Source organism: Brotaphodocola sp. (assembly GCF_983179755.1).
Genome location: NZ_CFAHBC010000015.1, coordinates 33,467 through 53,594, shown reverse-complemented (window position 1 = coordinate 53,594; position 20,128 = coordinate 33,467). Strand labels below are relative to the sequence as shown.

The 20,128-nt window shown below is 48.8% G+C and carries 17 protein-coding genes and 1 pseudogene; 11 read left to right on the top strand and 7 right to left on the bottom strand.

Annotation, left to right across the window (positions count from 1 at the left end; translation table 11 throughout):
- Positions 1-3 precede the first annotated feature (3 nt).
- Genes AC4EVX_RS07400 through AC4EVX_RS07385 form a run of 4 tightly spaced genes read left to right on the top strand, consistent with a single transcriptional unit; the run spans position 4 to position 4,472 of the window.
- On the top strand, positions 4-609 hold the full coding sequence (locus AC4EVX_RS07400; protein WP_177976960.1) for an ATPase: 606 nt from the start codon (positions 4-6) through the stop codon (positions 607-609).
- The gene (locus AC4EVX_RS07395; protein ID WP_490159888.1) at positions 602-2,368 is read left to right on the top strand and encodes a V-type ATP synthase subunit A; all 1,767 of its coding nucleotides are present in this window, start codon (positions 602-604) and stop codon (positions 2,366-2,368) included. The genes AC4EVX_RS07400 and AC4EVX_RS07395 overlap by 8 nt, the downstream gene beginning before the upstream one ends.
- A 24-nt stretch (positions 2,369-2,392) precedes the next feature.
- Entirely contained in the window at positions 2,393-3,832 is a 1,440-nt protein-coding gene (locus AC4EVX_RS07390) for a V-type ATP synthase subunit B (protein WP_177976962.1), read from the top strand.
- A 22-nt stretch (positions 3,833-3,854) separates the two neighbouring features.
- Positions 3,855-4,472 carry a V-type ATP synthase subunit D gene (locus AC4EVX_RS07385; protein ID WP_177976963.1) on the top strand — a complete coding sequence of 206 codons (618 nt, stop codon included), beginning with the start codon at positions 3,855-3,857 and terminating at the stop codon, positions 4,470-4,472.
- Positions 4,473-4,523: 51 nt separating this feature from the next.
- On the opposite strand, the gene AC4EVX_RS07380 is transcribed toward AC4EVX_RS07385, so the two are convergent.
- From AC4EVX_RS07380 to AC4EVX_RS07365, 4 genes are all read right to left on the bottom strand, one after another.
- Positions 4,524-5,306, bottom strand: a complete 783-nt coding sequence (locus AC4EVX_RS07380) for an HAD-IC family P-type ATPase (RefSeq protein ID WP_490159887.1) — start codon at positions 5,304-5,306, stop codon at positions 4,524-4,526.
- Between the two features lie 380 nt (positions 5,307-5,686).
- The gene (locus AC4EVX_RS07375; RefSeq protein WP_490159886.1) at positions 5,687-6,490 is read right to left on the bottom strand and encodes an alpha/beta hydrolase; all 804 of its coding nucleotides are present in this window, start codon (positions 6,488-6,490) and stop codon (positions 5,687-5,689) included.
- 52 nt (positions 6,491-6,542) lie between these two features.
- The gene (locus AC4EVX_RS07370; protein WP_490159885.1) at positions 6,543-7,844 is read right to left on the bottom strand and encodes a 2-hydroxycarboxylate transporter family protein; all 1,302 of its coding nucleotides are present in this window, start codon (positions 7,842-7,844) and stop codon (positions 6,543-6,545) included.
- A gap of 521 nt (positions 7,845-8,365) precedes the next feature.
- Positions 8,366-9,196, bottom strand: coding sequence for a LysR family transcriptional regulator (locus AC4EVX_RS07365; protein WP_490159884.1), 831 nt, complete (start codon positions 9,194-9,196; stop codon positions 8,366-8,368).
- A gap of 271 nt (positions 9,197-9,467) precedes the next feature.
- Between AC4EVX_RS07365 and AC4EVX_RS07360 the strand changes: the two genes are divergently transcribed.
- The 3 genes from AC4EVX_RS07360 to AC4EVX_RS07350 all read left to right on the top strand — a co-directional run bounded on the left by AC4EVX_RS07360 (position 9,468) and on the right by AC4EVX_RS07350 (position 14,258).
- Entirely contained in the window at positions 9,468-10,445 is a 978-nt protein-coding gene (locus AC4EVX_RS07360) for a substrate-binding domain-containing protein (RefSeq protein WP_177976967.1), read from the top strand.
- Between the two features lie 192 nt (positions 10,446-10,637).
- Positions 10,638-12,608, top strand: coding sequence for a sucrose-specific PTS transporter subunit IIBC (locus tag AC4EVX_RS07355; RefSeq protein ID WP_177976968.1), 1,971 nt, complete (start codon positions 10,638-10,640; stop codon positions 12,606-12,608).
- A 111-nt stretch (positions 12,609-12,719) separates the two neighbouring features.
- A complete protein-coding gene (locus AC4EVX_RS07350; protein WP_490159883.1) occupies positions 12,720-14,258 on the top strand; it encodes a glycoside hydrolase family 32 protein in 1,539 nt (512 codons plus the stop codon).
- A gap of 148 nt (positions 14,259-14,406) precedes the next feature.
- Here the strand turns inward: AC4EVX_RS07350 and AC4EVX_RS07345 are convergent.
- From AC4EVX_RS07345 to AC4EVX_RS07335, 3 genes and pseudogenes are all read right to left on the bottom strand, one after another.
- A pseudogene (locus tag AC4EVX_RS07345) lies at positions 14,407-14,463 on the bottom strand (helix-turn-helix domain-containing protein); the annotation flags it as partial.
- Positions 14,464-14,500: 37 nt separating this feature from the next.
- Entirely contained in the window at positions 14,501-14,911 is a 411-nt protein-coding gene (tnpA, locus tag AC4EVX_RS07340; protein WP_177976970.1) for an IS200/IS605 family transposase, read from the bottom strand.
- A gap of 80 nt (positions 14,912-14,991) precedes the next feature.
- Entirely contained in the window at positions 14,992-15,624 is a 633-nt protein-coding gene (locus AC4EVX_RS07335; protein ID WP_177976971.1) for a trimeric intracellular cation channel family protein, read from the bottom strand.
- Between the two features lie 410 nt (positions 15,625-16,034).
- Here AC4EVX_RS07335 and AC4EVX_RS07330 point away from each other — a divergent pair, with 410 nt between their 5' ends.
- From AC4EVX_RS07330 to AC4EVX_RS07315, 4 genes are all read left to right on the top strand, one after another.
- Positions 16,035-16,961 carry an ABC transporter permease gene (locus tag AC4EVX_RS07330; RefSeq protein ID WP_490159882.1) on the top strand — a complete coding sequence of 309 codons (927 nt, stop codon included), beginning with the start codon at positions 16,035-16,037 and terminating at the stop codon, positions 16,959-16,961.
- 38 nt (positions 16,962-16,999) lie between these two features.
- Complete coding sequence (locus AC4EVX_RS07325) at positions 17,000-17,962, top strand: ABC transporter permease (RefSeq protein WP_490159881.1); 963 nt, start codon at positions 17,000-17,002, stop codon at positions 17,960-17,962.
- Between the two features lie 107 nt (positions 17,963-18,069).
- Positions 18,070-19,077: an oligopeptide/dipeptide ABC transporter ATP-binding protein gene (locus AC4EVX_RS07320; protein WP_177976974.1), complete on the top strand. Its 1,008-nt coding sequence runs from the start codon at positions 18,070-18,072 to the stop codon at positions 19,075-19,077.
- Between the two features lie 35 nt (positions 19,078-19,112).
- Complete coding sequence (locus tag AC4EVX_RS07315; protein WP_490159891.1) at positions 19,113-20,093, top strand: ABC transporter ATP-binding protein; 981 nt, start codon at positions 19,113-19,115, stop codon at positions 20,091-20,093.
- Positions 20,094-20,128 lie beyond the last annotated feature (35 nt).

Below are 20,128 nucleotides of genomic sequence, written 5' to 3'. Positions count from 1 at the left end.
GTCTTGACAACCGAGGAAAAATTACAGCATTTTCTTGATACCTGTATGGAAGATGCCAGAACCCGAAGCAACCGGATGCTGGACGAATATATGAATGCTCTCGAGGAGACCTTTAAACAGCATCAGGCTGACGCAAAGCGCCGTTCCGCCATGCAGATCGAACAGGAGACCGAAAAAATCGAAAGAGAGATCAATAAGAAGCTCGCTGTGGAGCAGATCGATATCCGGCGTGCGCTCGGTCAGAAGCAGGAAGAATTGAAAGACAAATTGTTTGTGGAACTGAGAGACCAGCTTGCCAACTTCCTCGAGACCCCGGAATATTTGAAACTTTTGGAAAAACAGATTGCAAATGCCGTCGAATTTGCCGCTGATGACCCGATCACGATCTACCTTGATCCGGTTGATGAGGACAAACAGAAACGGCTTTCTCTTCATTATGGACACGCACAGATCAAGATCAGCGAATTCTCTTTCGGTGGTGGCACACGCGCAGTCATTCCGACACGCCATATCCTGATTGACAACTCTTTTCAGACCCGGCTTGAGGAGGCAAGAGAAAACTTCCATTTTGATTTAAGCCTTGAGGAAGGAGACAGCGCAGATGAGTAAAACAGGTGTTATTTACGGAATCAACGGCCCGATCATCCATCTGAAAGGAGATCCGGGCTTCACAATGAATGAGATGGTCTATGTCGGCAAGGACAACCTCGTCGGCGAGGTCATCGGTCTGAAATCCGATGACACGATCATTCAGGTTTACGAGGAGACGACCGGTATCCGCCCGGGCGAGATCGTAACCGGAACCGGAGCTCCAGTGTCTGTCACCCTTGCCCCTGGCATCCTGACAAATATCTTCGACGGAATTGAGCGACCATTGAGCGAGATCGCAAAGACCGGCGGTGCCTATATCAACCGCGGTGTCCATGTCTCTTCTCTTGACACGGAAAAGAAATGGAGGACCCATATGACCGTCAAGAAAGGGGACCGCGTCTTCGGCGGAACGATCATCGCTGAGGTTCCGGAGACTCCGGCAATCGTCCACAAAGTCATGGTACCGCCGGACAAAGAGGGATTTATTCTTGACGTGGTTCCGGATGGCGACTATACGATCAGCGATCCGCTCGTGACACTTCAATTTGCTGATGGAACCGAGGAGAAACTCACGATGACTCAGAAATGGCCGATCCGAGTTGCCCGTCCGACCTCAAAGCGTTTCCCGGCAACGCAGCCCCTTGTCACCGGTCAGCGTATCCTCGACACGATGTTCCCGCTCGCAAAGGGCGGTACTGCCGCAATCCCGGGTGGATTCGGAACCGGAAAGACGATGACTCAGCACCAGATCGCAAAGTGGTCAGATGCAAACATCATCATTTATATTGGATGTGGAGAGCGTGGAAACGAGATGACTCAGGTTCTTGAGGAGTTCTCCCACCTAGTTGACCCGAAGACCGGCAATCCGCTGATGGACCGCACAACGCTGATCGCAAACACTTCAAATATGCCTGTTGCTGCGCGTGAGGCAAGCCTTTACTCCGGTCTGACTCTTGCAGAGTACTACCGCGATATGGGCTACCACGTTGCAATCATGGCTGACTCGACCTCTCGATGGGCAGAGGCTCTGCGTGAGCTCTCCGGCCGACTCGAGGAGATGCCTGCCGAGGAAGGTTTCCCGGCTTATCTTGCATCCCGCCTTTCCGCATTCTACGAGCGCGCCGGCATGATGCAGAACTTAAACGGAACCGAGGGAAGTGTGACGATCATCGGCGCTGTCTCCCCGCAGGGCGGTGACTTCTCTGAGCCGGTAACGCAGAACACAAAGCGTTTCGTCCGCTGCTTCTGGGGACTGGACAAGAATCTCGCCTACGCGAGACACTTCCCGGCAATCTCCTGGCTGACAAGTTACTCCGAGTACCTGATCGACCTTGCGCCGTGGTACACCGAGCATGTCGACAAGCGCTTCGTCGACTACCGCAACCAGATCGTCTACCTGCTGTCTCAGGAGAGCAGTCTGATGGAGATCGTCAAGCTGATCGGTGCCGACGTTCTGCCGGACGATCAGAAACTGATCCTTGAGATCGCCAAAGTCATCCGTGTCGGTTTCCTCCAGCAGAACGCCTTCCACAAGGACGACACCTGCGTTCCGATGGAAAAACAGTTCAAGATGATGGATGTCATTCTCTATCTCTACAAGAAATCCCGCTCCCTGATCTCTATGGGAATGCCGATGTCTGTGCTGAAAGAGGACTCGATTTTTGACAAGATCATTTCCATCAAGTACGATGTTCCGAACGATCATCTTGAGATGCTTGACGATTACAAGAAACAGATTGACCGCTTCTACGACGATGTCGTGGAGCGCAATGCCTAAGAAAGCACAAGGAGGGATTTTATTATGGCAATCGAATATCTTGGCCTGAGTGCAATCAATGGCCCTATGGTCGTCTTAGAGGGCGTTCAGAATGCCGCTTACGATGAGATCGTGGAAATGACGGTCGACGGCTCGAAAAAGAAACTCGGCCGTATCATCGAGGCTTACAAAGATAAGGCAATCATTCAGGTTTTTGAGGGAACCGACGGTCTCGGACTCAAAAACGTTCACACCCGCCTGACCGGTCATCCGATGGAGCTTGGCGTTTCCGAGGAAATGCTCGGCAGAACGATGAACGGAATTGGTGTCCCGATCGACGGTCTCGGTGAGATCTTCCCGGAAAAAATGCTCGACGTCAACGGTCAGCCTTTAAACCCGGTCACCCGTGAGTATCCGCGAAACTACATCCGAACCGGAATCTCCGCAATCGACGGTCTAATGACGCTGATCCGCGGTCAGAAACTTCCGATTTTCTCCGGAAATGGTCTTCCGCACGACCAGCTCGCCGCTCAGATCGTACAGCAGGCTTCCCTTGGCGATGATTCTGATGAGGAATTCGCAATCGTCTTTGCCGCAATGGGTGTTAAGCACGATGTCGCAGATTTCTTCCGCCGGACATTTGAGGAGAGCGGAGTTTCCTCCCACGTTGCAATGTTCATGAACCTCGCAAACGACCCGGTTGTTGAGCGTCTGATCACGCCGAAATGTGCGCTGACCCTCGCCGAGTACCTCGCATTCGAGAAAAACATGCACATCCTCGTTATCCTGACTGATATGACCTCATTCGCTGAGGCAATGCGTGAGGTTTCTTCATCAAAAGGCGAAATCCCGTCAAGAAAAGGTTATCCGGGATACTTATACAGTGAACTTGCAGCTCTCTATGAACGCGCCGGTATCGTGGGCGGAGTCAACGGCTCTGTCACCCAGATCCCGATCCTGACAATGCCAAACGACGACATCACGCACCCGATCCCGGACCTGACCGGATACATCACCGAGGGACAGATCGTTCTCGACCGCTCATTGAATGGTCAGTCGGTTTACCCGCCGATCAGCGTCCTGCCGAGCCTGTCCCGTCTGATGAAGGATGGCATCGGTGAGGGATTTACGCGCGCCGACCATCAGGATGTCGCAAACCAGCTCTTCTCCTGCTATGCAAAGGTTGGAGACGCGCGAGCACTTGCCTCCGTCATCGGTGAAGATGAGCTCTCCCCGATCGACAAGCAGTATCTTGTCTTCGGACGCGAGTTTGAGCATCGCTTCGTCGGTCAGGATCCGCACGAGAACCGAAACATCATCCAGACACTGACAATCGGCTGGAACTTACTCGGTCTTCTGCCACGGGCAGAGCTCGACCGTATCGACACCAAGGTGCTTGACCAGTATTATCATCCGACGATGATCGACCACAACGGCGACCTCGTACCGGCTAACGAAACCGCTCGAACTTCTGATGCGGAATAAGTGAGGGGAAGGAGGTTCCTCTATGAATTTAAACACCTTTCCCACAAAGGGAAATCTGATTCTCGCAAAGAATTCTCTCGCACTCGCCAGTCAGGGCTATGTGCTGATGGACAAGAAGCGAAACATTCTTCTGCGCGAGCTGATGGGACTCATCGATCAGGCAAAGGACATTCAGGCGGAAATCGACGCAACGTTCACCTCCGCCTACAAGGCGCTTGAGCGCGCAAACATCGAGCTCGGCATCAACTTTGTTCAGGAGATAGCGACCTCAATGCCAGTCGACGACACGATCCGCATTAAAACGCGAAGTATCATGGGAACGGAGATTCCGCTCGTCCAGCATGACCCGACTCCGCCCGCGCTGACCTACGCGCTTTACAGCACAAAGGAATCTCTCGACGACGCCCGGATGCAGTTTGAGAAAGTGAAGGAGCTGACGATCAAGCTCTCAATGGTCGAAAACTCCGCCTACCGCCTTGCCGGAAGCATCCGCAAGACGCAGAAGCGCGCAAATGCACTCAAGAACATCACCATCCCGACTTACCAGAATCTCGTCACGAACATCACGAACTCCCTCGAGGAGAAAGACCGCGAGGAATTCACGAGACTGAAAGTCATCAAGAGGATGAAGGATTCGTAAAAAATCCCCTCCCTTTCCCATACAATCTGTACAGGAGAGAGAGGGGGTTTTTTATTTTTTCCTCCATTTCAATAATAAAGCTGAATTGATAATCACAAAGACCGAACCACTGTTATGAACGAGAGCACCGGCGACCGGATTCAAAATTCCGGTGATTGCAAGGACAATCGCGATAAAATTCAATGTCATCGAGAATGTCAGATTACAGCGAATCGCGAACATCATTCTTCTCGCGAGAAGCAGAAGATGCGGAATCTCGCGGATCTCATCGTTGACAAGCGCAATATCCGCAGCATCGACCGCGATGTCACTTCCAACTCCACCCATCGCAATTCCGACATGAGCTTTTTTCAGCGCCGGTGCATCGTTGATTCCATCTCCAATCATGCAGACCGGATGACTTGATTTCTGACGCTCCTCGATAAAGCGCAGTTTGTCTTCCGGAAGACATTCCGCACGAAACTGCTTAATTCCAATTCGGTTTGCGATCGTCTTCTTTGCATCCGGACGAACGGTGTCAGACAGTGCAAGAAATCCTCCTGCCCTGCCTCCAATCACGAGATAAATGATCGTACATCCCTCTTTCCGATAAGTATCTGCCGACTCCTCGATCTCCTGTGAAAGTTCGATCTTTCGCTCACGCAGAAGCTCCTCATTTCCCGCAAGAATCTCCAGATCCATCCAACTATCTCCAAAACCATTTTCATTCTTATCGCCCAGATAACCTATCCCGTCAATTCTTGCGCGCACTCCGCGTCCCGGAATCATCTCAAAGTCTGCGAGTTCGGCAAGAGCACTCTGATTTGCGCTCTTCTCCTTTTTGAAACAGCGCACAACCGCCTTTCCGAGCGGATGCTCTGACTTCTGCTCTGCACAGGCCGTAAGCCAATAGACGGTCGTCTCTAATCAAACATGAGCAAAGTGTATCCAAGTCCAAAGCATGTTAAGCCGAAGATTACCAATGCTACGAAATCCATAATACTCATATGGCATCCCCCTCCTCCTATATTTTTCGTTACATCAAAATGTAATCGGAGGGTACGCATGCCCTCCCAAGAGAGCCGGACCGCCTACCGTTATGGTAACATCCATCTTTGAATTTTATCATATTTCTTCCATTCAGAAAAGAGATTTCTACAAAACACAAAAACCTCCGGCACAGTTTTCCCTGTCCCGAAGGTTTAAAATCATTCTTATTTTCTTAATGGAACTATCTAAAACTCTGGAAATACCCAGCGAAGCGCATCCGGAAAACGCATTCTCCATTCTCTCTGGTTGTGAATTGCGTCCTGGTATACATTGTATTTCATCGTTTTCGGAGTCAGACCTCCGCGAACGAAATAACTGCGAATGATCTCCGAGCCTGCAAGAAATTCCTCCTTCGTCGTCATTCTTCCAAACTCATTTGTTCCTGTATCCAGATACAGTCTGCAAATATGGGAGTAATCCGCTGTTTTCAGCACCTCTTCCAGCTTGTCCATCCAGATGCATACCGCTGCGCTCATAATGATTGCCCGGTGAAATGTCTCCGCATGTGCAAGCAGTGCATAGGTGCTGATCAAACCACCCGTGCTATACCCACAGATTCCGATGTGATCTGCATCCGCCAAAGTCCGGTATCTGCGGTCAATCGCCGGCTTGAGTTCCTTTGTCATCCACTCAAGATACTCTACACCTTTTCCCTCAATATGCGGTTCAAACGTCTTTCCCTCCGGAACGACAAAATCTTTCGTAAATGGCGAATACTGCGCAGTACGCTTCGCGTGATCATTCGGCGACTCAATCGCCACAAGAATCACATCCGGCACAAATTTTCCATAGTCTCTGTAATACTGCTCAAATCTGAGACTCTCCGCTCCCCAGAATGTCTGCTGATCGCAGAACAGATCCTGCCCGTCATTCACATAAAGCACCGGATATTGTTTTTCTCCCGACTCATAACCATCCGGCGTAAACACACGAACCTTCACCTCTCTGTCAAGAGGTGTGATACAGAAATTTAATGTCTCAATCTTCATCCGTTTTCCCTCAAATCCTCTCATCCATCATAAACATTAAAAAAACGCTTTCCTACATAAAGGTACTGAACATAAAACTTGCAATGACGAGCATAATCGCTCCTCCAATTCTTGAAGAAATCTGTGCATAGCTCATCAGCTCCATGCGGTGACTTGCTCCAAGAACCTGAATATCGCCTGCACCGCCTCCGTTTGCCATGCAAAGTGCTGCCGTGACAACCGTCTCGATTCGGAAGAATTTAAAGATCGGAGCCATCAGCCATGCGCCAAGCGTCGCACCAACGACAACCGCTGCAATGACAACAAGACTCTGGAAATTCAGTACTTTTACATAGTCCATCAGGTTCGTTCCGATTCCAACCGTAACCATAAGCGGAAGGGACATATACTTTACAAAGAACTGTTGCATTCCTCTTGTACCGGCGCGCACATTGTCCGGAACCAGACCGGAAATATTTAAGAGCGCTACAAGAATAATCATAAATGCAAACTGGTGAATCGAGAATCCAAGACCTGCATGGTTGATGATCGAAATCTTGGAAGAGTAAAATCCACTGAATACAAAACAGAAAAGACCAAGTGCCAGCCCCGATGCATAGTCAGCCACCGTCGGTTTGATTTCTGCTTCCTGTGTTCCCAGATCAGCCGGAGTTTTCATCAGCTCTCCGTTTCCGGTAAATTCCGGTTTCTTCTCTCCAAGTTTATTCATCAGAGCAGCAATCAAAACGGCAATCATGTTTCCAAGACTAAGCGTTGCAAATGCAGATGCATACCAGATCTGCGGGTCCTGTCCGCTTGCCTCTCCCCAGATCTTGCTCATTGGGATTGCGCCAGCACCATTTCCACCTCCCATAATCGGAAGTGCGTAATTTAAGATCGCATTGATCGGTCCGATCCCAACAACAATTCCTGCTATTCCTGCAAACAAAAATGCAAATACAATCGCAGAAAGAATGCACGGAATATATCCACCCAGAGAACGAATCAGGAGCTTTCTATTTACGGATAAAACCGATCCTGTGACAAGAACCAGAATATAGAGATTCAAAAATCCGGTACTGCCATTAAATGTATTCAGAGTCTCAACAAGGGAATCAGGAATCAGGTGGAACGTGGACATTGCTCCAGCTGCCAAACAGGTCAGAAGCATGCCTCCTCCGAGCCAGTCCTTCCAGATTGGAATCCGATCTCCAATAAATCCAATAAAAGTTCCAACAACAGTTGCAAAACAAAGTGCACCTACCATATCGCCCGGAATCGACTCCGTCATTCCAACTCCCCAAGTTACCACAAGAAGAATTAGGAACATCCAAAGTGGCATTCCAAGCAGTTTTACTTCTTTCAGCTTGCTCATCTTTTTATCCTCTCCTATTCACCCCGACAACACCCAGAAATGGTTGTTCTCTCATTTCGTTCATTTTTTTGTTTCGTTTGCTTTCACCGGTAAAAACGTTGCCTGTATTATATATAAATTTCTTTGAATTCTGCAATACTTTCGACTGCCCTCAGCTATTCAGGTTTTCCCCACCTCCCATAACCATTTTCTTATCCATTTTTGCCTGTCCTCCATTCCCTATGGAACTTTTTCTCCCTTAGTTCCTCATACCGCTCCTATTTTCTTCCATAATTTCTCAAAATTCACATAAAATAAGATAAAAAAGAAGTACCTGTCCTTCACTTGGACAAGCACTTCTCTCTCATTTCTATTTTCCCTTATTCCTCTTTCTTACACAGTCCATTCCAATTCGTTATGAACTCAAAAGGATATTTATGGGGTATTTACGGGGCAAACCTCTGACCCACCATAAATTTCCAGAAAAGTTCTGCTCCCGTTGACAATTTCCTTCCGCGTTTCTTTGCAATCACCACATATCGCTAGAAGGATTCTCCCTTTATCGTCGCATAGACCACTTGGTTATTTGTATAAAGAGATTTCACTGTCTGCAACGGCACCATAACAATTCCACCACCTCCACAGGCGATTGCGTAGCGCGTGTCGACATGATCTACATGAAGTGCATTTCCCATATGAATTCGACAGCGACGGAACATCTCCTGTTCTGCGAAAAAAAGACTGTGAGTCGATGTGGAAAGAACAAAACGGTTATTCGGTCTTCGCAGACACTTCACATCAATTTCTAATGGATTCTGATACGAATTTTCCCCGATCTCAACTCCCTCAAGTGCCGGACTGTCCTTCGGAATCACAAGAAGAAGTGGATCTTCCTCCAACGGGAGATATTCAATCCAGTCAGACTGAACCGGGTCTGTATAGACTGCAAGCTCCCTCTCCTCACTCTCAAGCATCTCCTCACAACTTCTCGCATCCGTATTGTGATACTCCACATGAATTTCCGGATGCGCATCAAGAAACGCCGAGGTGCGGACACCCGCATACATTCCTCCTCTACTCGTCGTCATCACAATCAAATCCTGATGTTTTTCTCCAGAAACGGCATCCAGTTTCTGTTGAAATTCTTTTTCCAGTTCCAGATATCTCCCGGCAAAATCCAGAAAGATCTCTCCCTGTTCCGTAATCCCGAGAGGATTCTTACTCCTGTCAAAAATCTGAAAACCAAGTTCCGATTCCAATTTTCCAATCTGTTTTGTCAGCGCAGGTTGTGACAGAAACAGCGTTCTGGCGGCAGATGAGATTGTCCCACATTCTTCCACTGCTACCACATAATGAAATAATCGACTGTCCATATCGTTCTACTTCTTTCCTCGTCATTTCTATGACCATTAATCTTTTTGCTTTTTATTTGCAACTCTATTTCCACTTGTTTTTGTGTAACTAACATTATAGCAACATTCTCCCTCTGTCGCAAACATATCCTCCGCTCCCCAAACACTCATCAGCAAAATCAACTTCCACCACAGTATCATACAAATTTTTCCCTTCACAAAATTCCTACCCGTGCACTGCAACTCGTGATATACTTGCATTACAAAACATTCCAAGGAGTTGACAGCATCTATGAAGAAATTTACTATGGCGGACATCGCTGAGATGTCCGGTGTTGGAAAAAGCACAATCTCCCGCTACTTCAACGGCGGCTATGTGAAAGAGGCGACTCGGGAGAGGATTCAGGCTGTGATCCGTGAATGCGGATATATGCCGAACTCATTTGCCCGCCTCAATGCCCGCGAGAGCAACATCATCGGCGTCGTCGTGCCGACTTTAAATTCCAAGATTACGGGGCGCGTCATCACAAGCATTGACCGTTATCTGCGCGAACAGGGATATGAAACGCTTATCAAGAGCTCTGACCACCAGATCGCCCTCGAACTCGACAATATTCGCCGTTTGATCAGTCTGAACGTCGGAGGAATTCTTTTAAGCTCGATCTCGATCACCGATCAGCACCGTGAGCTGATCGCAAACAGCCCGATTCCGCTCGTCGTGATGGCTCAGGAATTTGATGCCGGAATCTCCGTTGTCGATGACGATTATCAGGCCGGTTTTGAAATGGGAAAATACGTCGGCAAATCTCACCCAGAGCATGTTGTCTGGCTCGGAATCACCGACACAGACCGCGCCGTCGGAATCGTCCGCCGTCAGGGCGTTCTCGATGGTCTGAAATCCTGCGGAGTCTCCGACATTCGCCTTTTTTCCGGTGATTACAGTTATGAGAGTGGACAGAAGATGGCAAAAGAAGCGCTCGAGAATGGTCCTGTCACTGCAATGATCTGCGCGACCGACCGTCTCGCATTCGGCGCCTACCACACACTTGCACAGTTTGGAAAACGGATTCCCGATGACGTCTCGGTTGCAGGTTTTGGCGGATACGATGAGAGCGAACTTCTCTCCCCTGAACTCACAACACTGAAATTCGACTCCTATGCCCTCGGTCAGCTCAGTGCAGAGACAATCCTGCGCTTAATCCGCAATGAACCTGTCCCGGTCAAGCAGGTTATCGGCTTTCAGCTGATCTCCGGAAAGAGTGTAAAATGACGGTGCACGGTTTTGTACGTTTTGCACAAAAAATCATCTGATTTTTTGGTGGCTCAAACATGGTATCGATTCCATATTTGTATTGACTTTACGGCAAAAATGCTGTATGATTCAGCTATGGAACCGATACCATATTTTGTTTCATGGTTCATCGTTCAACTTATTCATCACCACAAAAAAGGAGAGGTTTTTATGGATTATGCAAAAATCGCCAGTGAAGTAATCCGACTTGTGGGCGGAAAGGAAAATATCCGCTCCGTTGCCCACTGTGCAACCCGTCTGCGCTTACAGTTGCGCAACAATGATCTGAGAGACGAGAGTGCTCTCAGCGATGTGGAAGGAGTCAAGGGGGTCTTCCTTACACAGTCACAGTTCCAGATTATTTTCGGAGCAGGCACCGTCAATCTTGTCTGCGATGAGGTTCAGAAACAGCTCGGTATCCAGAGTGAGGCAACCGAAAACGAGGCAGAGGAGAAAAAAGGCAATCTGCTTCAGCGTCTCGTAAAGATGCTGAGTGACATCTTTGTTCCGATCATCCCGGCAATCGTTGCCGGTGGTCTTCTGATGGGTATCAACAACATCCTGACCTCCAACCTGATTCATGGTCAGTCAATCATCGCTCTGTATCCGCAGTGGGCAGGACTTGCAACCGCAATCAACCTGTTCGCGGCAGCACCGTTCACCTTCCTGCCTGTTCTGATCGGCTTCAGTGCCGCAAAGAAATTCGGCGGTAACCCTTACCTCGGCGCTGCAATGGGTATGATTATGGTTCACCCGGATCTGATGAGTGCTTACCAGATCGGTGTCGGCACTCCGCCGGTATGGGACATCTTCGGACTTCATATCTCGGCTATCGGCTACCAGGGCACTGTACTTCCGGTTCTCGCCGTTTCCTGGATCATTGCAAATATCGAGAAGCGTCTTCACAAAGTCACCCCGTCCTGGCTCGACAACCTGACCACCCCACTGATCTCCATCCTTGTTACTTCCTTCCTGACCTTCATCGTCGTAGGACCGGTTCTGAGAGAGGCAGGAAACCTTCTCGCCGCTGGAATCACCTGGGTATACAACTCCCTTGGCTTCATCGGAGGAGCACTCTTCGGTCTTGTATATGCGCCGATCACACTGACCGGTATGCACCACAGCTTCATTGCGATTGAGACTCAGCTAATCGCAGACAGCGTTCACACCGGCGGCAGCTTCATCTTCGCAACCGCAAGCATGAACAACGTCGCTCAGGGTGCCGCAGTTCTGGCAGTTCTGATGATGACCAAAAACGAGAAGATCAAATCGATCTGTTCCGCTTCCGGTATCTCCGCTCTGCTCGGTATCACAGAGCCTGCAATGTTTGGTGTTACTCTGAAACTGAAATACCCATTCTACGCAGCAATCATCGGATCTGCTGTCGGAAGTGCTTACCTTGCAGGAACAAAGACTCTTGCTCAGGCAATGGGCGCTGCCGGACTTCCGGGCTTCATCTCCATGAAACCGGACCACTACCTGTACTTTGCAATCGGTCTTGTGCTCTCTATGGGCGTTTCCTTTATCCTGACCGTTGTATTCTGGAAGAAATTTAACATGGGCGCTATGGAAGGCGAGGGAACAACTCCTGCAAAATCCTCACAGACTGTTGCTTCTGCTTCTACTGCAACCGCTGTAACTTCCGCAGCAACAGAAACCGTTGAGAGTTCCGCAAATGCAAATACCGACGACGAAGTTCTCTTTGCACCGATGGCAGGTGAGATCCTTCCAATCTCCGAGTCCGCAGATGAGGCATTTGCAGCCAAGATGCTCGGCGACGGAATCGCTATCAATCCGTCCGAAGGCACAATCTACGCACCGTGCGATGGAAGCGTGAGCCTGCTCTTCCCGACCAAACACGCAATTGGCATCACAACCACCAAGGGAACCGACCTTCTGATCCATGCCGGTATCGACACAGTCAAGATGGAAGGCGACGGATTTGAAGTCTTCGTAAAGCAGGGCGACAACGTTCGCAAAGGCGACAAGCTCTTAAAAGTTGATCTCGAGAAAGTTCGCACCGCCGGATACAATCCTCAGACGATGATGATTCTTCCTCAGGCATCTGCCGATGTCACCTTAGAGGTTCACGCATCCGCAAATGCTGATCAGACCTGCAAGGCAATGACGATTAAACACTGATCGCCTGTCTTTAACAAACTGACTACAAATATCAGTCAGACGTAATTTCAGTTAATGCTAATCAACAAAGTATCAAGGAGCAGACACTTCCGTGTGTCCGAAGGAGGATTTATGAAATTTGAAAAATACCACAAAGTGACCAGAGAAGACTACGAGAAGTGGTATCAGGAAGAAGCAGATTTTCGCAAGTTCGTCAGCGAAGATCCCTGCCGACTCCATTTTCACCTGATGCCGGAAACCGGATGGCTCAACGATCCGAACGGACTTGTTCAGGCAGACGGCGTGTACCACATCTACTTTCAGTACACCCCGTTTGAGCCGACCGGCGAACTCAAACTGTGGAATCACTGCACAACCCGCGATTTCATTAACTATGAGGATCACGGCCCTGTACTCTTTCCGGATCACGACTTTGACGCACACGGTGTCTACTCCGGCTCCGCTTTCCGCGAGAACGGAACGATCCACTATTTCTACACCGGAAATGTAAAATACTTCGACCGCCCGGACTACGATTATATCAACGCCGGACGCGGAAGTAACACTGTCCATTTCGCAAGTCAGGACGGAACACATTTCTCCGAAAAAGAACTCCTGATGACGACCGACGATTATCCGTCCGACATCAGCTGTCACGTCCGCGATCCGAAAATCCTCAAATACAAGGATGCCTACTATATGGCACTCGGCGCGCGCGACCATGAAAGCCACGGTCTCGTCCTGCTCTATCGCTCAGAAGACCTCACCCACTGGTCTTACTTCAGCCGTATCCAGACCCTCCATCCATTCGGCTACATGTGGGAATGTCCGGATCTCTTCTTCCTCGACGGCACGCTCTGCCTGATCTGCTGTCCTCAGGGAGTCACACAGCAGGGTGTGAACTACGCAAATGTTCATCAGTGCACCTTCATGAAGATCGATGCCGATTTTGAAAATCGTAAGTTCCGTGTTATAGAGGAAACCCCATTCCAGCAGGTTGACCGCGGATTTGACTTCTATGCTCCCCAGAGCTTCGAGGATGAGCAGGAAAGACGGATTCTGATCGGATGGATGGGAATCCCGGAAGCTGATTATACAAACCCGACAACTGAGCAGGGCTGGCAACACGCGCTTACCCTCCCGCGTGAGCTCCATGTGCGAAACGGCAGACTGATCCAGCAACCGATCAAGGAGCTTCTCGACCTTCGCGCCGAGCACGCACACTTTACCACAAAAGAAGATCTCAATCAGGCAGATTCTCTCCCCCTTGAGAATTCCTTCGGATTCCCGGTCTTCGAGACGGAACTTACCTTCTCCGACTGCAAGCAGATGGAACTGGCGCTCCGCGATGGAGTCACCCTCTCTTTCTCCAACGGAGTTCTGACACTCGATCTCAAAAAAGGTGGCTTTGGGCGAACCTCTCGCAGTGTAGAACTTACCTCGCTGAGTCAGCTTCGTATCTACTCTGACACGACCTCCCTTGAGATCTTTGTAAACGGTGGTGAGGAAGTCTTCACAACCCGACTGTACAGTCAGATCAGCGATCCCTCAAATGATCATGATCTGTCCACCAACAGCAATGCCCGCCCCCTCACACTGACCGGAGATTGCAGTGCCACAGTTGATGTCTGGAAACTTCGTGCCTTTGAGGTTTCCAGAACACAGAACTAACCCCTCCCCCATATATAAAAAGGAGAAAAACGAATCCCCCTCGTTTTTCTCCTTTTGCTATTCCTGACTCTTTGCCACTACATTTATTCCATTTCCAGAGCCTCTATTTGACATTGCTCTCATGTTCAGACTTTCTGCACATACAACATCATACTGGATTGTAAACCTTTCGGCAACAACCAAACGTTTTTACAAAAAGTTCCGCTTATTCTTTGGTCGGATATAGTCGATATTTGATTGCTTTATTTGCTTTTCCTTTTTTCCCCCTGCGTTTGGATGTATTCTCTGACAATTTCTACGGCTGCATCTCCCGTTGTAAGCAGACAATAGCTTTGTGACCAAAACATCTCTTTCCATAAAGACTTTCTTATCATGGGAAATTCTTTTTTAATAAGGCGACTACTTGCGGATTTATATGCATTAATAAATTTACTGATTTCGGTATTTGGCTGTCCTCGAAACAAAATGTGAACATGATCAAGCTCATGGTTCCACTCTTCTAATTCGATATGATAATTCGGTGCTATATATTCAAAGATTTCCTTTAAACGACTCGAAATCGAATTATCAATCACTTTATTGCGATACTTAATGCACATAATCAAATGATAATTTAGTAAAAATACTGAATGATTATTTGTGTCAAGATTCATATTATAAATACCTCTTATGCTAGTTACGACTGAATGATAAAAATATTATAATGCAACCAAAAATAAAAGTCAACGCCGTGTTAAATCGCCCTCGGCAGATTCCACTTATAATGGCGTGCCAGCACACGGATCACCGTGACCAGAATCGCACTGACAACCATCGCCGGACCTTCCCCGGTATAATTCATCAAAATCACATAGCAGACCGCCCCGGCAATCGACGCACACGCATAGACATGCTTTCTCAACACTGCCGGTGTCTGCCCCGCCATCATATCTCTAAGGATTCCTCCGCCAACTCCGGTGATAACTCCGAGAAAAATCATCAAAAATTTATACTCTCCAAATCCCGCTCCAACTGCCGTATCAATTCCGACAACCGTGAACGCACCGAGTCCAATCGCATCGAGAAGATTTAAAACCGCCTCATACATCGGAGATTCCAGAATATCTGCCGACTGGTAAAAATATTTGACTGCCACAAACAGCACCATCACCGATACAAAAGCCGCAATCACATAAATCGGATCGACAAACAGTGCCGGCGGATGAATCCCGATAATAATATCACGGATCATTCCTCCTCCCACGGCAGTCGTCTCCCCGAGCACGATAATTCCCAAAAGATCAAGACGCTTTTCGATTGCCACCATCGCCCCCGAACAGGCAAACGCCACTGTTCCAATCATTTCCATAAGAAAAAATACATCCATTTCCGCTTCCCCTCACTCTCCCTGTCCCCCAAAGGGACAGCACAACTTATATAGTATAAGTGAACGTTCTCCTCCATGTCAATGTTCTGACTTCCCGCTTTTCTTTTTTAAGTCCGACAATGATTTTCCTATCCACTCTTTTTGGAATTTCGTCAAATCAGTACACTTGACTTTCTAAATGACGGTAGTATAATGATTAATAATATATCCTGGCAATGGCGTGAGGCTTCCTCAGCTATTGCCTTTTTTGTATCATCTGTGCAATCCACCGACCTCACAGACATCATTGCCGGATTATACAGAAAATACTCGTAACGATTCAATACCTTCTATATTTTCTTACGGTCAGCACAACAAATGCGCAGACCTACTGAACCGTTACAACTATTCAAAGAAATCGGGGGATTCTTATGGCAAAATACATTCTGAAACGTCTCACAGCAGGAATCGTATCTCTGTTCATTCTTGTAACCATCACATTTTTCCTGATGCACGTCATCCCGGGGGGGCCGTTCAGCCCGTCCGAACAGCGAAATGTCCCTGAAAAAATTCTCGTACAGATCTCTGACAAGTACGGACTCAATGACCCGTTGATCGTTCAGTACGGACGCTACATCGGCAACCTGCTCCACGGAGATATGGGAATTTCCTTTAAAAAGCAGGACACTACCGTCAATGAGCTGATCGCCACTGGATTTCCGGTATCTGCCCGCGTCGGTGCTCTCGGAGTCTGCACTGCTCTGATTGTCGGAATTCCGCTCGGAATCATCGCAGCTGTCCGGCGAGGCAAACTTGCAGATGGATTTTCGATGGTATTTGCGACGATCGGTGTCTCCGTCCCAAGTTTCGTCATCTGCGTTTTGATGATGTATTTATTCTGTGAAAAATGGAAAATCTTCCCATCCTACGGACTCAGATCCTGGAAGGGATACATTCTCCCCGTTTTCTGTATGGCATTTTCCCAGATCGCCTACATCACCCGACTGATGCGCTCGAGCATGCTTGAGACATTACGTCAGGACTACATCCGCACCGAGCGCTCTAAAGGCGTTCCGGAATTTCAGGTAATTGGAAAATATGCACTGAAAAACTCGATTCTTCCCGTAGTGACCTACGTTGGACCGATGGTGGCAAGCCTTCTGACAGGAACCTTTATCATCGAAAAACTGTTCAGTATTCCCGGTCTCGGACGCTATTTCGTGTCTGCAATCACAGACCGTGACTATTCCGTTGTCCTTGGACTGACCGTCTTTCTCGGTTCCATGATTATCATCTGCAACCTTGTGGTAGATATCATGTACGCAGTCATTGACCCGAGAGTAAAAATCACTGAGTAAAAACTGATCACCAGAAAGAAAAAGGAGGATCTTCCAAGATGCCGACGATTGAACCAAATGAACCAACCCACTCTCTTTCCATGACTGATGAGATTCCGGAGGCTCTGCTTGCCCCGCTCTCCGACTCGGAACGTGAGAAAGAGACGATCAGCCGTCCAAGCGTTTCCTACTGGAAAATGTGCTGGATGCGCTTAAAAAAGGACAAACTCGCAATGCTCGGGCTCACAGTTCTCGTGATTATGACATTGTTAGCAATCCTTGTCCCAATGTTTTCCCCATATACCTACGATCAGACCGATTTCGCCCATCCGCTTGAATGGCCAAGTGCCCTGCACCTGTTCGGAACCGACAAAATGGGACGAGACATCTTCGTCCGCACGATGTACGGAGCAAGAATCAGTTTGACAATCGGATTTACCGCTGCCGCAATCAACATGGTTATCGGCGTTCTCTACGGAGGAATCGCCGGATACCTCGGCGGTATGGTTGATCTCGTGATGATGAGAATCGTGGATATCCTGACCGGAATCCCGAGCCTGATCTACATGATTCTTCTGATGATGTTCCTCGGAAATAATATTCAGAGCATTTTGATCGCGATGTGTTTAACTTACTGGATCACGACCGCGCGCATGGTGCGAGCCCAGATCCTCACACTCCGCGAACAGGATTTCGCCCTTTCCGCAAAAGTCTGCGGACTGAGCAAATGGCAGATCCTGATCCATCATCTGATCCCGAACAGTATGGGATCGATTATCGTCACTGTCACCTTCCTGATTCCATCCGCAATCTTTCAGGAGGCCTTCCTGAGCTTCCTTGGAATCGGCATTCAGGTTCCGATGGCAAGCTGGGGTACTCTCGCAAACGACGCGATCGAGTACCTGTTCTCCTACCCATACATGATGCTCTTCCCGGCAAGTGCGATCAGCATCACTATTTTCTCTCTGAACTTCATCGGCGACGGACTGCGCGATGCACTTGACCCGAGACTGAAGAAATAAAAAAAGCAGAAAAGAAAAAGCGAGAAAGAAAAAAGTAAAAACAACTTGAACAGGTACAAACAGAGAAATAGAAACAAACGATAGAATAGGCGATAGGCGGAAAAACTATGAGTGAAAAAACAGGCGAAACATTACTAGAAGTCAAAAATTTGAGAACCAGCTTTCAGACTGATGCCGGCATTGTGCAATCGGTCCGAGGCATCAGCTTTCACGCAAACCGCGGAGAGAGCCTTGGAATCGTCGGAGAGTCCGGTTGCGGGAAAAGCGTGTCGATGCTCTCAATCATGCGCCTTCTCGCAGACAATGCTCATCTCAAAGCAGACAAGATTCTCTTTAACGGCGAAGATCTTTTACATAAAACAGCAAAGGAAATGCGCTCGATTCAGGGCAATCGAATCGGCATGATTTTCCAGGACCCGATGACGAGCTTAAACCCACTGTTTACGGTTGAGGAACAGCTCTGCAACCCGTTGATGCGCCACTTGAAACTCTCCAAAAAAGAGGCAAAAGCTCGCGCCCTCAAGATGCTTGAGGACGTCGGCATCCCAAGTCCGGAAAAACGACTCTCGCAGTTTCCTCACGAGCTCTCAGGCGGTATGCGCCAGCGTGTGATGATCGCAATCGCGATGTGCTGTCAGCCGGAGCTTCTGATCGCAGATGAGCCGACGACAGCCCTCGATGTGACGATTCAGGCGCAGATCCTTGATCTGATGGCACATATGAAGCAGGAGTATGGGACCTCCGTCATCCTGATCACCCACGATCTCGGCGTAATCGCAAGCATCTGCACCCGCGTCCTCGTCATGTACGGCGGACTCGTGATGGAGGAAGGCTCGATCGAGGACATTTTCTATCGAACCGGTCATCCATACACAGCCGGTCTTCTCGCCTCGATTCCGAAAGAGACAAAGGAAAAACTGATTCCAATTTACGGCACCCCGCCGGATCTCTTGAATCCACCGAAGGGCTGTCCGTTTACCGCAAGATGCCCTCACGCTATGGAGGTTTGCAGACAGTACCAGCCACCACTTGTTCCTCTCGGTGAACACCACAGCAGTGCATGCTGGTTGCACCATAAATCCGTAAAAGCAAAAATCGGGGAGGTGAAGCTCTGATGACAACATCGATGACAGAACATGCGACAGCGAACATGTCAGTGACCGAAAAAACCTGTATCGAAGCGCAGGATCTCAAGATTCATTTTAAACTCAAAAGCGGGCTCTTCTCAAAACCCCGCTACTTAAAAGCAGTCGACGGCGTTTCATTCTCGATCACACAGGGAAAGACGATGGGACTCGTCGGAGAGTCCGGTTGCGGGAAGAGCACCGTCGGACGCGCACTCCTCCGCCTGTATGATCCGGCAGGTGGAAAGATTCTCTTTAACGGAGAGGACATCACCCATTCAAGCGATGCTCAGATGCAGCCTTACCGCAAAAAGATGCAGATGATCTTTCAGGACCCTTACACCTCGCTCGATCCGAGAAAAAATATCCGCGACATCATCGCGGAGCCAATGTGGGCATTAAGACTCCACGAGGGAAAGGAGCGCGAGGACCGCATTCGGGAACTGATCGAGATGGTCGGATTAAAGCCGGACCATTTAAACCGTTATCCACATGAATTTTCAGGTGGTCAGCGACAGCGAATCGGCATTGCCCGCGCGCTCGCAGCCGAGCCGGAATTCATCGTCTGCGATGAGCCGATTTCGGCACTCGATGTCTCGATTCAGGCACAGGTCATCAACATTCTCGAGGAGCTTCAGGAAAAATTTCATTTCACCTATCTCTTCATCTCCCACGATCTCTCGATGGTTCGTCACATCTCGTCGGAAGTCGGCGTGATGTACCTCGGAAATCTTGTGGAGTATGCTCAGGTTGATGAGCTCTATGACAATATGATGCATCCGTATACAAAGTCCCTGCTCTCGGCAGTTCCGGTCGCAGACCCGATTCGAGCTTCTAAGAGCCAGCGAATCATCCTTCAGGGCGATGTGCCCTCCCCGATCGATCCACCGTCCGGATGCCCGTTTAGAACCCGATGCGCTTATGCAAAAGACATCTGCGCAAAGAAAAAACCACTTCTTCAAAATATAAATGACAAGCATAAAGTTGCCTGTCATCTATATAAATGATTATGAAACCGTAATTCAGAGTCGACTGGATTATT